A 12,823-nucleotide genomic window follows, 5' to 3' on the forward strand; every position below is an offset into this window, starting at 1 on the left:
AATTCCCTCTATTAAAAAAACGGTATGCTTATTTCTTGAGTATCGTACCTTAATCCATAGACTACTATCCTAATTTCGAAGCTTATGAAACTGATGACAACCCTCCTTCCGATATTCAGCCTGCTACTGAACACAGACTTGCCAACTGTACATTCTCAATTGATGGAAACCGATTCGATTCGAGCTTCGACCGATTCGTCTCAACTCGCTGGAATCAAATGGGATTTAATGGAACTGATCACTCCTGATGGAGAAAGCGTAACTGATTTTCATCGATCAAGTCCATATGTCGTCTTTTCAAAGAATGGAAAACTTTCCGGCTATACCACCTGCAATAGCTTTCTCGTTAGTTATCTCACTGACGAAAACCAAAAACTAACGGTTTATAGAGATTTTGAGATGACTACCTTCGCCTGTTTAGATGATGAATTAGATAAAGCTCTCGTTTATGCCATCCGTTCGTCTTCTTCTTTCAAAATCTCTGATAATGAACTGCATTTAATGGCAGGAGATGTATTGGTATTAAAATTCATGAAGTCTTGAAAAACCAAATCCTATCCCTCTCGATTCTGACTATTCTAACTTCCAGCTGTTCATCAATTTTAGTGGACACCACGATGGCTCCTCCACCTATTGCCGCCCAAAAGGGCGATTTTCATATAGATGGCGGCGTTGGCCTAATTCCTCAAGTCAGTTCTTCTGATCCAGGGGGCGAAGCCGTGGCTCTACTTGGATTCGGATATATGCTCAGTGATTTTGACCACTTATACTTGTCTGGTGCTTATGGCTTGGATGCCGCTGATAGCTCGTTTCGGGTGACCACTTCTGTTCGATATCTCAGAAAACTGAATCGCAGTGGGAGTTTTGAGCACTTTGTAGGAGGGCAATTGCAATATGGCAACACGACTGATCTTGTCAATAAGGTAGGATACAATGGTACTGGATTGGGATTGACATACATCATACGAACCAATACATCGAGTTTAATTCAGCCCTATGGAGGATTACAAGCGGGCTATGGACTCGATCCAGAAACGTTAGGCGATCACAACATGGTAGGGACTGTTACGCTCGGACTTCAATACAGGCCTTGGAGAAATTTTGAATTTAAGTTTGAGATGAACCAAAATGCGCTTTATTCTTTTGATACTGAACTCGCATACAACACTGGCGGACTTTCTCTTCAAGCGCGATATATCTTTTAATCGCCCATCTAATCGTTCTACCTTTGCGTTACTTAATAAAAACTAGGATGAAATACACACTGACCATTGCATCCCTGTTCCTATCGCTATTTGCAATGGGGCAATTTGATTTTGAAGGCGCGAAACAAAGAGCCGATCATCTTCGCAGTGGAGTTTTAATCGTTCGCTTGTATGACGATGGAGATCGCATAGATTACCTGAGAAGCCGGGGTATGAATGATAAAGCCGACGATTACGCACAAATAAATGCTGCTGAAAATCGCGAAATTCGATTGGCCTTTCAGGAAGAGTACACCTTTACTCCTGTGTATTTCATAATGGCTAAAGATTCCCGCAACTTAGCCGATAGTAACTGGACAGACATTCTTACGAATGCTGCTGGCGATACGGTACAAATCAAACCGACGAGTTATCTCTTGGCTGATTTTTCTACGACCAAGAGAAATGGACTATATGGATTGAATGTTTGGGAATGGGAAGAAACAGAATGGGTACACCCTCCTAATCCATTTCCATATCACATCAGTGGGTATGGCTTCTTGCGACTAACCAAGAGAACCTTCTCCGAAATGGTGGAGAAGTTCAACTCTCACTTTGTAGAGAAAGAGGAGGAGGATTGATCTTCCACAAAAACACCAGCATTCCCGCTACATACATTGGAATATCCCAAACATCAGGATGAATCTTTACCTCCACTACATATGTCGTTTCAAAGACACCGATGAGGATAACCGTAAACGCGATGGTGGTCACTTTGTAGAAAATGGCATCGATTTGCCAGATCCGAAAGATCATTAAAGGCGTACCTAGCATCACAGGTATCGCGGTAAAAGGATCTAGATAATTATCTAGGATGGGAACATGAACCCCGACTTCCTGCATTACTTGGTGGATGAGAAAAACCAAGACAAAGGCCAGGTACCAGAGAAGATCTTTTCGCCAGAATTTCTTCATTATGCTGCGGCCCACCAAGCTGACCAAGCGATAGCTCCGCCTATGGCCAAGCCTGTGATTTGAATAGCCCTAGCCGTGTACAGAAAAGGTTTCACGTACCAAGGGTAATGTGGCTTCACTTGAATAATCGGAAATTCCCAAGTATTCCCCTCTGAATCCCCATGTTGCAACCTAGCCTCAGCACGTTTTGTTTTTTCGGCGTGCAGGTGCGCATTACACTCCGCACAATCTGTCAGCGACGCATCATTCCAATGCCCGCAACTTGCACATCTTATGAGGTTTGCCATGCGGTAAAGATACATCCAAATGGAACAATCACGAACGTACACGAGTGGATATTTGCCCCAACTTTAGATTCAAATTAACGAACACACTAAAAACATTCCTTTGCTTGGAATCGTTTACCTTTGCAACACAATTAGAAGCTATGAAACAACCGATTAAGGGATTCAGTAAACTTTCTAAGGAAGGTAAAATAGAGTGGTTAGTAAACGAACACTTTGAAAATCCTGAAGAAGCACGCGAATTGCTAAAGGAGTATTGGCATTCGAACGAAAAGCGTCAACAACTACACGACGATTTCATCGAAAACACGATGACCAACTACTTCCTCCCGTTTGGAGTAGCTCCTAATTTCCTAATTAACAATCAACTGTACACTCTTCCCATGACCATTGAAGAGAGTTCGGTGGTTGCTGCAGCCTCGAAAGCTGCGGGCTTCTGGTTGAAAAGAGGAGGTTTTAAAACGGAAATCATCAGCACAACTAAAGTAGGCCATGTTCACTTTAACTATGCTGGATCGTTTGAAACGCTTTCTACACTCTTTGAAGATTGGAAACCAAAATTCTACGAAGAGACTGAAGAACTCACGGCTAATATGCGTGCTCGTGGAGGTGGTATTTTGAGTATTGCTCTGGTCAATAAAACGGATGTCCTCGAAAACTACTACCAAATTGAAGCGCGTTTTGAAACGTGTGATTCAATGGGGGCAAACTTCATCAACTCTTGTTTAGAGCAATTTGCTCAGGTAATGAGAGCAGATATCGAGTTGAGAACCGATCTATCAGCTGAAGACCGCGATCTTCAAGTGGTTATGTGCATCTTGAGTAACTACACCCCAGAATGTGTAGTTCGCGCAGAAGTGTCTTGTAAGGTTGAAGAACTCAACGATGACAAGGATGTATCTCCAGAGGAGTTTGCCAGCAAATTCCAGCGTGCCGTTCGAATTGCCGAGGTGGAGCCTTACCGAGCAACAACGCACAACAAGGGAATTATGAATGGTATTGATGCCGTTGTAATTGCAACGGGAAATGACTTCCGAGCTATCGAAGCAGCATCGCATACCTATGCTTCTAGAAACGGACAGTATTCCAGCCTCACACACTGTAAAGTGGAGAACGGCGTATTTACTTTCTGGATTGAAATCCCTCTTGCCTTGGGAACTGTTGGTGGATTGACCAAGCTTCATCCAATGGTGAAACTCGCTCACGAGATGCTCGGCGATCCCAACAGTGAAACACTGATGGGTATTGTTGCTGCTTCAGGACTAGCTCAAAACTTTGCTGCCCTTCGTGCATTGGTTACCACAGGTATTCAAAAAGGTCACATGAAAATGCACCTTTTCAATATTCTCAACCAACTTGAAGCCACTCCGGAAGAACGCGATGCCATTGTAAAGCACTTTACCGATAAGGTGCCACATCACAACTTGGTTGTTTCCAAATTCTGCGAACTCAGAGGCATTCCTGTACCTAAGTCAGGTGTGAATAAAGACAAATGAGTCATTCATTTGGCCCGAAGCAAATTCACGCTTCCGGAAAGTTGATGCTTACCGGAGAGTACGCCGTACTCGATGGTGCACTCGCTTGGGCTGTACCTACAGTTCTAGGCCAAAACCTTTCGGCCATCCCTTCTCCTGGCGCTGGTCTTAAATGGCAAAGCACCAATAGTAAAGGCGAAGCATGGTTTAGAGGTCTTTGGGATTCTGATGGAAAATTGCTCAATCAGAACGACATCGAAGTAGCAGAAACCTTGCATCGACTTTTGATGAAAGCCCTCGACCTCAACTCCAACCCGTTTGGAGGATGGAGTGTTGAAACTCAACTTGAGTTCCCTAATGAATGGGGCTTGGGTTCGAGCAGCAGTCTAGTTGCTTTACTCGCCCATTGGTTGGAAGTTAACCCACATGAACTTTTCTACAATACACTCACAGGCTCTGGATATGATGTAGCAGTGGCTTATGAAAATGCTGGGGTCCTCTTTCAACTTCACGAATCGAAACCAGAATATGAGGTAACTCTACATCACCCCACCTTCGCGGATCAACTCTATTTCGCCTATTCCGGCAAAAAGCAAAATAGTCAGCGAGAAGTGAAAAGCTATAGTCAGCTGGCTCCCGAAATGCGCCAAACACTCGTAGACCCCATCACGGAATTAACGGAACAAATGCACTCCACTGAGAATTTTCATCATTTCTGTCAATGCATGTCTCAGCATGAGGAAATACTCGGCACGATTATGGAAAGGGAGGTTCTCCAGAATACGATACCTAACCTCAGTGGAACGATCAAGCATTTAGGAGCATGGGGAGGCGATTTTTTCTTACTCGCTACAGAAGACTCCCGAGACCTAGAGCGACTTAAAGCTCATGGAATCACAACGATTTTCAACTGGAATGAATTAATTCTATAGATTTTCAAAAACTCTCTCTCATGAAATATCAACCTATTCTCCATCTTGTTCGTACCTTATATAGTTGATTGCAACGAATGGAGAAACTATTACGCTCATATCTCGCTATTGTCTTTTTGCTTCTCGCCTTTTCAAGCGCCCAAGCTGCACACTTGGTAGGGGGAGAAATGGATTATGAGTGTTTGGGGAATAACCAATACCGAATCCACCTTAGGATTTATCGCGATTGTAATTCGGGCGGAGCTGACTTTGACCAGTTGGCGACCATTACTATTTATGACATTAATGGGAACATCGTTCAAAACCTTCAAGTTCCGCATGGAGCCGAAGTCCGTCTTCCAGCTGTAACCAACAACCCGTGTCTACAAAGTCCACCAAACATTTGTACCGAATACACGGATTACTACGCAAATGTTACCCTTCCACCCATTGCCGGAGGGTACACGATCACCCACCAACGTTGCTGTAGAAACAACACCATAGCTAACATTCCCAATCCAGGAACTTGGGGGAACACCTACTCCGTCAATATCCCGAGCAACGATGTTTCATGCAACTCCTCTCCCAGGTTTACCAGCGAACCTCCCATTGTTCTTTGTCTAAATGACCCATTGAACATTGATGCTTCTGTGATCGAACCGGATGGAGACTCCATCTACTATGAACTCTGCTCACCACTTCACGGAGGTGGACAAACGACTAGTCCACCCGATTGTGGAACCTGTGTAAAACCCGATCCAGCTACGGCTCCACCATATATTGCTGTTCCGTTTAATGCTCCCCAATCAGCGGCAAACCCCATTCCTTCGAATCCAACCTTCTCCATCAACCCAAATACAGGAATGCTAACAGGCACTCCAAATCAACTGGGTCAGTATGTATTTGCGATATGTGTGAGTGAGTTCCGGAATGGCCAGAGGTTATCAACCATCAGCAGGGATTACCAGTTTAATGTAACGAACTGTCAGAGTAATGTTCGAAGTGATATTATCTCCCAAATCGTTATCCCTAATTCTATTTGTTCGGGCAGAACGGTTGCCTTTCAAGAAAATGCCATAAATGCCACGACTTTCTTTTGGGATTTTGGCGATCCTTTGATCGCATCAGATACAAGCAATCAACCAAATCCTACCTATACGTTCAACGATACGGGTATTTATACGGTAACCCTGATTGTAAATAAAGGAGAACCTTGTGCTGATACGGCAACCGCCGTTTTCGAAGTGAGAAATCCAGTTGTATTTACGGTGACTTCTTCTGGAAACCCGTGCTTCGATATTCAGAATTTCATCTATGCTGCTTCGGGTAACTTCAGCGCCGATGCGCAGTACGAATGGACCTTCCCACCGCAGGCAAATATCCAGCAATTCTCGGGTGCAAATCCCCCTCCTATAAACTTCAACGCCACAGGCAGCTACTGGGTTGAATTGGAAGTCACAGATTTTGGCTGTACCTCCACTTATGGAGATTCTATCATCGTAACCGAGCGACCATTTTTCACTGGAAATGACGTAGTCGGAACGTTCTGTGCTCCTTATGAGTTAGACCTTGGCGAATCGGTCACCTCTACTCTACCTGTATATTATGAATGGATTTTTGGAGATGGGACTACGAGTAACCAGCCTGATCCTCAAAAGGTTTACAACATCCCTGGAACCTATAACGGCTCCCTATTGATGTACACGTTAGAAGGATGTGCAGACTCTGCCTTCTTCACCTTTGAAATCACCATCTACCCTTCGGCGCAAGTCACCTTGAATGTGAGTCCAACGAAGACAGACATCTTTAATCCCTATGTTGATGTGACCATCACCGATGTTGAACCCGATGAGAGCTTTGCTGTTGCCATGGGAGATGGTAGTTCCTACACGAACCTGACGCAATTCCGACACAAATACAGCGATACGGGGTGGTATGAAATCCGTGTGGTTGCTGATAATATCTATGGATGTGGACTCGAGCAACTATTCCTCTTCCGCGTTGCCCCCATTCCGCTGATTTACACGCCTGATGCCTTCACTCCGAATGGAGACGGACTGAACGATGGTTTTCGATCTTTCTCCTCGGGTTACAGTGAATTTAGACTGGATATCTACGATCGTTGGGGAAACCTTGTATTCCGAAGCGTAGATGCTTTTGAATGGTGGGATGGTGTGAACGAAAACACAGGAGAACCTTCTCCCCAAGGAACCTATGTATGGGTCGTGAAATTCCGATCAACAGAAGGAGAGTACATAGAGCGAAAAGGAACGGTTACCCTTCTGAGGTAGGATATGCTCGTGTGATCAAGGCAATTGCAGCAAGTCCTAGTACAATGCTAATTACCACATTTGCAACGGCATACATCCAGTCGCCATTCTTCCAATAATAGAACGTTTCTAAGCTAAAGGTTGAAAAGGTGCTGAATCCTCCACATATCCCAGTTGCCAAGAGAAGCATTCCCGCTTTTGACAAACCGGCTCCTTGTTGAAGATTCCAAACTACAGCCAACAGAATACACGCCATAATATTGGAAGTTAAGGTAGCGGCAAGTGCAGCCCACTTTTGCGAAAAAGTGTTTACGTACCCCAATGAGATTGCGTATCTCAACATGGAGCCAATACCACCTCCAATAAAAACCCATACGAAGTTCATACAGCGAATATACTTGCTTTTTGTTATGTTCGCTGGAAGCCCAAACTCCAAATGAATCCAGTAGAAGAATACATCGATAGACGCCCTGCACACGAACATGCTCTTTGGATTCACATTCGCTGGTTGATTCTTCAATCCGATGAAGGAGTGAAAGAAGCCATCAAATGGTCCTTGCCCGTATTTGCCCTACACAACAAGCAATGGATCTATTTAAATCCGCTCAAATCAGGAGGACTGGAGGTTTCCTTTATGAATGGCGCTATAGAACCCGTACTTGCCAGTAAACTGCGAGTTGACGGCAGGAAATTAGTGGGAAGTTTCGTCATCCCTTCCCTAGACGAATACAATGAAAATGATTTGCTAAAGATCATGCAAATCAGCAAAGATGCCTTACTCAAGAAGATGAAGAAGCGCTCATAGCTCTATTGGCCACCATCAATAAAAAGCGGGCGATGACGGTGCCTAGAATGGCGCCTCCAAGAATATCCAGTGGATAGTGAACGCCCAGCCAGATTCTACTATACGACACCAAAGCAGCCCAGAGCAATAAGGCAACCGGTAGCCACTTAACTTTTGACCCGAGTAGTCCTCCTAAGAAAACGGCTAAACCGAATGTATTGGTAGCATGTGAAGAAACAAATCCAAACTGTCCGCCACACGACTCCTTCACCAATCGAACTTGGCCTGCCAGCAATGGTTCATGACAAGGTCTTAATCGTTCAAAGACCTCCTTAAAGGCATGAACAGAAAGCTGATCGCATAGGAAAATCAACACAACAACCCACGCTAATCCAACGATGGCATTCTTAGTGGGAAACTTCTTGAAAAGAAGAAAGATTAGGTAAGCGTACAACGGAATCCACAGGAGTGTTCCCGAAACGAGGAGCATGAAGCCGTCTAAAGCCTCAAAGCCCGCGTTGTTCAGGGTAACAAAAAGTTGTCGATCAAACTCCCAAATAGGTCCGTCAAACGTCATATTACTCTGGAGATTCGTTCAGCTTCTGCCAGAGTAGATCCTTCAAAGACTGAATGTTCTTGCCCGTAACTGAGGAAATAAAGATCACCGGAATATCAGATGGCAGTTCCTTTTGGATCTCCTCTTCCAACTCTTCATCGAGAAGGTCGGCTTTGGAAACCGCGAGAACTCTTGACTTATCCAGCAATTCAGGATTGTATTTGCGAAGTTCTTCAAGTAAAATCTCGTAGGACTTTGCATGATCTTCTGCATCGGCTGGAATCATGAATAACAAGAGCGCGTTTCGCTCGATGTGACGAAGGAATCGGTGTCCGAGACCTTTACCTTCACTGGCACCTTCAATAATTCCTGGGATATCTGCAATTGCAAATGATTGATAATCGCGATACGCCACCATGCCCAAGTTTGGAACAAGTGTAGTGAATGGATAATCTGCAATTTCAGGCTTGGCCGCACTAACCGCACTAAGCAGCGTTGATTTTCCAGCATTTGGAAAACCGACCAACCCTACATCAGCAAGAACTTTCAATTCGAGAATTCTCCATCCTTCTTCACCTTCTTCACCAGGCTGGGCATAACGTGGTGTTTGATTGGTAGACGATTTGAAGTGGGTATTCCCCATTCCTCCACGTCCACCTTTCATCAAGACCACTTCCTGACCGTGCTCAGTGATTTCGAAAAGAGTCTCTCCCGTTTCTGGATCCTTCGCAATGGTTCCCAATGGCACTTCGATGTACTTATCTTCACCATTGGCACCATGACGGTCCATTCTACTTCCTGCAAAACCGTGTTCAGCACGAATATGCTTGTGATACTTCAAGTGAAGGAGCGTCCACATATTGGAGTTTCCTCTCACTATAACATGACCTCCACGTCCACCGTCTCCGCCATCAGGTCCGCCTTTGGCGTTCCCTCTGGTTCGAAGCAGGTGCATAGAACCTTGTCCACCTTTACCTGAGGTACAGTGAATCTTAACGTAGTCGATGAAATTGGATCCGGCCATTATAATGTATCAATCACAGAAGTGAGTCGCGATGTAATATCGTCGATAGAACCCACGCCGTCAATGCCGTGGAATTTATTTTGAGCAATGTAGAAGTCCTTAACTGGAGCAGTTTCTGCATTGTAAACGTCAATACGATTTTGGATGATTGCTGGGTCAGCATCGTCTGCACGACCACTGCTCAACGCTCTTTCCTTCAAACGAGCCTTCAACTCATCCTCTGGAACTTCAAGTGCAACCATGGCACTAATCGAGGTATTCATAGAATGAAGCAACTCATCAAGAGCACCCGCTTGTGGCTTCGTGCGAGGAAAACCGTCGAAGATAAATCCCTTCGCCTCTGGGTGCTTCTCTACTTCTGCTGCCAACATATTAATGGTCACCTCATCTGGAACCAACTGACCTTTCTCGATATACTGCTTGGCGAGTTGCCCCAAGTCCGTATCGTTCTTCATATTAAAGCGAAAGATATCGCCGGTAGACAAGTGAACTAAGTTATATCGGTCAATGAGTCGCTCAGACTGCGTTCCTTTGCCGGCCCCCGGAGGTCCGAATAGAACAAGATTCAACATGCTGTTTTATTTTATGCTCGCCAAGACTGGCGAAAAAAGACTGTCTTTGTGGCGCGAAGATAGCCAAAATTGACGTTGCCTAAATGGACGATTGTCTCACTGAAGTGGCTTGAAATTTTATCTTTGCCATACCCTGAAAGAAAATCACATGAATCATACATATTGCGTAATCATGGCCGGCGGTGTTGGCAGTCGTTTTTGGCCAGCTAGCACATCCAAGAAACCCAAGCAATTTTTGGACGTCCTTGGCACTGGAGAGACTTTGATTCAACAAACTTTCCGCCGATTTGCGAAAATCTGTGGAGCTGAAAACATCTACGTGATTACCAATACGCAATATGTAGATGTGACTGCGGCACAATTGCCAGACATCAACCCAGATAACATCATTGCAGAGCCCGCGCGCCGAAACACTGCACCTTGCATTGCCTACACTTCCTTCAAAATCAAGAAGCGAGATCCTTTGGCCAATATGATTATCACCCCAGCGGACCATTTGGTGACGGATGAAGATTCACTGAAAGAGATTTTGGACGTCGCACTTACAACCACTAAGGACAACAACATCCTTCTCACTTTGGGAATTGAACCACATCGACCAGAAACGGGATATGGTTACATTCAATACAAGGAACACGACAAGAACTATCACCCGAATATCAAAAAGGTAAAGACCTTTACTGAAAAACCGGAGCTAGAGATGGCCGAGTCATTTATAGAAAGCGGCGATTTCCTCTGGAACTCTGGCATTTTTATCTGGAATGCCAATGCGATTATGAACGCGTTTGACAAGTATTTGCCAGATATGTATCAGGCCTTTGAACAAGGATGGGATACCTTGAATACCGATGCAGAAACAGAATACATCAGCGAGATCTATCCGAGTTGTGAGAATGAAAGCATCGACTATGGGATCTTGGAAAAGGCGAAAAACGTCTATGTTATTCCGAGTTCATTTGGTTGGAGCGACCTCGGTTCTTGGGGATCCGTTCACGATGAAAGCAAAAAGGACGAGCACGGCAATAGTGTGAATTCAAAAAAGGTGTTACTTTATAATAGCCGAAACAACATCGTTCGCATCGACTCAGATAAGATGGCGGTTATAAGTGATATGGAAGATTTCATCGTCATTCAAGATGATAACCGACTTCTCATTTGTCCGCGATCCCAAGAGCAGGAAATTAAAATGTTTGTGAGTGACGTTAAAGTAGAGTTCGGCGATTTATACACTTGATTGGTTTATGGCTGAGCAAAACGACGACACCTCGAACACCCCAAAAGATCCCAATAAGGATAACGCAGCAGATCCGCATGTAGAAGAACATGTTAAGGAGGAAGAGCACGCGAGACAGCAATCGAGATTTTACTTTCGCATCTTCCTTCAAACTTTTACTCGTTTCCTTAGGCAGAGATTGAGCATTATTGACAATGCTGATCCATCTTCTACCATAGAAGGCATAGAAAAGGATGTGGAATTTAGAGGGTTTAACCTGTGGATTCTCATCTTCTCCATTATCATCTGTTCCATTGGCCTGAACACCAACTCAACACCCGTTGTGATTGGAGCCATGCTTATTTCACCACTTATGGGTCCCATCATGGGTACGGGGCTCGCGATTGGTGTAAATGATGTTGAGCTTCTCAAACGATCGCTTCGAAACTTAGGGATTGCTGTCGGCATGGCGATTATAGCTTCCACCACGTACTTTCTAATCATGCCTTTTGGCAATGAATCTGACGAACTCCTAGCGCGAACTCAACCTACCTTACTGGATGTATTAATCGCCATTTTTGGTGGTGCTACTGGTATCCTGGCGGGTTCGCGAAGAGAGAAGAGCAATGTAATTCCAGGGGTTGCGATTGCAACGGCTTTGATGCCGCCATTGTGTACAGCTGGGTACGGTATAGCCACTGGTGAACTGAGCTATTTCTTTGGAGCGATTTATCTCTTTTTGATCAACTCAATTTTCATTGGCTTAACAACTACCCTTGTCGTTCGTTACTTGAAGTACCCGGTTCGCAAACTTCCCGATCCAGAGAAAGAGCGCAAGACCAAGCGCATCGTTGGTGTTACTATTTTCATCTTCGTTCTTCCAAGTATTTACATTTTCTACAACTTGGTGATGGGGGCATTTTATGAACAAAGAGTTCGAGAATTCATCGACAATGAACTCCACTACAAAGAGACTTCTCTTGTGCGCGAGCAGTTTGTTTTTGACAAGGATAGCAGTTACCTATCCGTAGTCTTTTTGGGAAAAACCATTCCCGTAGAAGTCATTGAATCTTGGAAAGGGAAACTCCCGAAATACAAATTAGACAAACTCGATTTTCACGTATTCCAAGGCGCGGAAGTAGCCAATGAAGACGGCGGGAACTCTGCGCGTATGGCAGAGATTGTCGTGAATAGTCAGTCGCTACTCTCCGAAAAAGACAGAGAGATCCAGGCCTTAAACAATCGAATAGAGTTCATGGAAGAGCGGGGAATTCCAAAGTCGTTGATTGCTGAAATTCTCGCTCAATACGACGATGTACTTTCCAATGCTTATGCCGGTCAGTTGACGCAATCTGCGTTGAGCAACGACACCATCTGCACGGTTTTCTTGCAATTCAAGAACGATATTTCCATCCCAGAAGAACGCGTGGAAGAATACACCAACCGAATCAGTCGATGGCTAGAAACACGTGGCCTATCCGACAGCGTGTGGGTTAGCTCCATCAATTGATCTCAAAGTACTCCAATAAAAAAAGGGCCCCGAAATTCGGAGCCCTTTTTCATATCTATGTTAGA

At 44.6% G+C, this 12,823-nt stretch carries 15 protein-coding genes; 9 read left to right on the forward strand and 6 right to left on the reverse strand.

Annotation, left to right across the window (positions count from 1 at the left end; all coding sequences use genetic code 11):
- Positions 1-84: 84 nt before the first annotated feature.
- Genes F8C82_RS09170 through F8C82_RS09180 form a run of 3 tightly spaced genes read left to right on the forward strand, consistent with a single transcriptional unit; the run spans position 85 to position 1,825 of the window.
- Positions 85-543 carry an META domain-containing protein gene (locus tag F8C82_RS09170; RefSeq protein WP_151693289.1) on the forward strand — a complete coding sequence of 153 codons (459 nt, stop codon included), beginning with the start codon at positions 85-87 and terminating at the stop codon, positions 541-543.
- Positions 540-1,205, forward strand: a complete 666-nt coding sequence (locus F8C82_RS09175; RefSeq protein WP_151693290.1) for a hypothetical protein — start codon at positions 540-542, stop codon at positions 1,203-1,205. Before F8C82_RS09170 ends, F8C82_RS09175 begins: the two co-directional genes overlap by 4 nt.
- A gap of 47 nt (positions 1,206-1,252) precedes the next feature.
- A complete protein-coding gene (locus F8C82_RS09180) occupies positions 1,253-1,825 on the forward strand; it encodes a hypothetical protein (protein WP_151693291.1) in 573 nt (190 codons plus the stop codon).
- On the opposite strand, the gene F8C82_RS09185 is transcribed toward F8C82_RS09180, so the two are convergent.
- Together F8C82_RS09185 and F8C82_RS09190 are read right to left on the reverse strand one after the other, a co-directional pair.
- The gene (locus F8C82_RS09185) at positions 1,788-2,159 is read right to left on the reverse strand and encodes a hypothetical protein (RefSeq protein ID WP_151693292.1); all 372 of its coding nucleotides are present in this window, start codon (positions 2,157-2,159) and stop codon (positions 1,788-1,790) included. The genes F8C82_RS09180 and F8C82_RS09185 overlap by 38 nt on opposite strands.
- On the reverse strand, positions 2,159-2,446 hold the full coding sequence (locus tag F8C82_RS09190) for a hypothetical protein (RefSeq protein WP_151693293.1): 288 nt from the start codon (positions 2,444-2,446) through the stop codon (positions 2,159-2,161). Before F8C82_RS09190 ends, F8C82_RS09185 begins: the two co-directional genes overlap by 1 nt.
- A 140-nt stretch (positions 2,447-2,586) precedes the next feature.
- Here F8C82_RS09190 and F8C82_RS09195 point away from each other — a divergent pair, with 140 nt between their 5' ends.
- From F8C82_RS09195 to F8C82_RS09205, 3 genes are all read left to right on the forward strand, one after another.
- Positions 2,587-3,939, forward strand: a complete 1,353-nt coding sequence (locus F8C82_RS09195; protein WP_151693294.1) for a hydroxymethylglutaryl-CoA reductase, degradative — start codon at positions 2,587-2,589, stop codon at positions 3,937-3,939.
- Positions 3,936-4,850: a GYDIA family GHMP kinase gene (locus F8C82_RS09200; RefSeq protein WP_151693295.1), complete on the forward strand. Its 915-nt coding sequence runs from the start codon at positions 3,936-3,938 to the stop codon at positions 4,848-4,850. Before F8C82_RS09195 ends, F8C82_RS09200 begins: the two co-directional genes overlap by 4 nt.
- A gap of 77 nt (positions 4,851-4,927) precedes the next feature.
- Positions 4,928-7,120, forward strand: coding sequence for a PKD domain-containing protein (locus F8C82_RS09205; protein WP_151693296.1), 2,193 nt, complete (start codon positions 4,928-4,930; stop codon positions 7,118-7,120).
- Here the strand turns inward: F8C82_RS09205 and F8C82_RS09210 are convergent.
- On the reverse strand, positions 7,104-7,484 hold the full coding sequence (locus F8C82_RS09210; protein WP_170266209.1) for a fluoride efflux transporter FluC: 381 nt from the start codon (positions 7,482-7,484) through the stop codon (positions 7,104-7,106). The genes F8C82_RS09205 and F8C82_RS09210 overlap by 17 nt on opposite strands.
- Before the next feature lie 51 nt (positions 7,485-7,535).
- Between F8C82_RS09210 and F8C82_RS09215 the strand changes: the two genes are divergently transcribed.
- On the forward strand, positions 7,536-7,904 hold the full coding sequence (locus tag F8C82_RS09215) for a DUF1801 domain-containing protein (RefSeq protein ID WP_151693298.1): 369 nt from the start codon (positions 7,536-7,538) through the stop codon (positions 7,902-7,904).
- Here the strand turns inward: F8C82_RS09215 and F8C82_RS09220 are convergent.
- Genes F8C82_RS09220 through F8C82_RS09230 form a run of 3 tightly spaced genes read right to left on the reverse strand, consistent with a single transcriptional unit; the run spans position 7,879 to position 10,035 of the window.
- A complete protein-coding gene (locus tag F8C82_RS09220; protein WP_151693299.1) occupies positions 7,879-8,460 on the reverse strand; it encodes a phosphatase PAP2 family protein in 582 nt (193 codons plus the stop codon). The two genes, F8C82_RS09215 and F8C82_RS09220, sit on opposite strands and share 26 nt — an antisense overlap.
- Before the next feature lies 1 nt (position 8,461).
- Positions 8,462-9,463, reverse strand: coding sequence for a GTPase ObgE (gene obgE, locus F8C82_RS09225; RefSeq protein ID WP_151693300.1), 1,002 nt, complete (start codon positions 9,461-9,463; stop codon positions 8,462-8,464).
- On the reverse strand, positions 9,463-10,035 hold the full coding sequence (locus tag F8C82_RS09230; protein ID WP_151693301.1) for an adenylate kinase: 573 nt from the start codon (positions 10,033-10,035) through the stop codon (positions 9,463-9,465). Before F8C82_RS09230 ends, obgE begins: the two co-directional genes overlap by 1 nt.
- Positions 10,036-10,183: 148 nt before the next feature.
- Between F8C82_RS09230 and F8C82_RS09235 the strand changes: the two genes are divergently transcribed.
- Entirely contained in the window at positions 10,184-11,269 is a 1,086-nt protein-coding gene (locus F8C82_RS09235; RefSeq protein ID WP_151693302.1) for a mannose-1-phosphate guanylyltransferase, read from the forward strand.
- Positions 11,270-11,276: 7 nt separating this feature from the next.
- Entirely contained in the window at positions 11,277-12,758 is a 1,482-nt protein-coding gene (locus tag F8C82_RS09240; RefSeq protein WP_151693303.1) for a TIGR00341 family protein, read from the forward strand.
- Positions 12,759-12,823 lie beyond the last annotated feature (65 nt).

The sequence above is a fragment of the Phaeocystidibacter marisrubri genome (genome assembly GCF_008933165.1).
In the GTDB taxonomy this organism is placed as follows: Bacteria; Bacteroidota; Bacteroidia; order Flavobacteriales; family Schleiferiaceae; genus Phaeocystidibacter; species Phaeocystidibacter marisrubri.

Bases quoted from the DNA above. Each gene is read 5' to 3' on its own strand.
- obgE (WP_151693300.1), bottom strand. From the start codon at position 9,463: ATGGCCGGATCCAATTTCATCGACTACGTTAAGATTCACTGTACCTCA.
- F8C82_RS09195 (WP_151693294.1), top strand. From the start codon at position 2,587: ATGAAACAACCGATTAAGGGATTCAGTAAACTTTCTAAGGAAGGTAAA.
- F8C82_RS09205 (WP_151693296.1), top strand. From the start codon at position 4,928: ATGGAGAAACTATTACGCTCATATCTCGCTATTGTCTTTTTGCTTCTC.
- F8C82_RS09220 (WP_151693299.1), bottom strand. From the start codon at position 8,460: ATGACGTTTGACGGACCTATTTGGGAGTTTGATCGACAACTTTTTGTT.
- F8C82_RS09170 (WP_151693289.1), top strand. From the start codon at position 85: ATGAAACTGATGACAACCCTCCTTCCGATATTCAGCCTGCTACTGAAC.
- F8C82_RS09185 (WP_151693292.1), bottom strand. From the start codon at position 2,159: ATGAAGAAATTCTGGCGAAAAGATCTTCTCTGGTACCTGGCCTTTGTC.
- F8C82_RS09240 (WP_151693303.1), top strand. From the start codon at position 11,277: ATGGCTGAGCAAAACGACGACACCTCGAACACCCCAAAAGATCCCAAT.
- F8C82_RS09215 (WP_151693298.1), top strand. From the start codon at position 7,536: ATGAATCCAGTAGAAGAATACATCGATAGACGCCCTGCACACGAACAT.
- F8C82_RS09180 (WP_151693291.1), top strand. From the start codon at position 1,253: ATGAAATACACACTGACCATTGCATCCCTGTTCCTATCGCTATTTGCA.
- F8C82_RS09210 (WP_170266209.1), bottom strand. From the start codon at position 7,484: ATGAACTTCGTATGGGTTTTTATTGGAGGTGGTATTGGCTCCATGTTG.
- F8C82_RS09235 (WP_151693302.1), top strand. From the start codon at position 10,184: ATGAATCATACATATTGCGTAATCATGGCCGGCGGTGTTGGCAGTCGT.
- F8C82_RS09230 (WP_151693301.1), bottom strand. From the start codon at position 10,035: ATGTTGAATCTTGTTCTATTCGGACCTCCGGGGGCCGGCAAAGGAACG.
- F8C82_RS09190 (WP_151693293.1), bottom strand. From the start codon at position 2,446: ATGGCAAACCTCATAAGATGTGCAAGTTGCGGGCATTGGAATGATGCG.
- F8C82_RS09200 (WP_151693295.1), top strand. From the start codon at position 3,936: ATGAGTCATTCATTTGGCCCGAAGCAAATTCACGCTTCCGGAAAGTTG.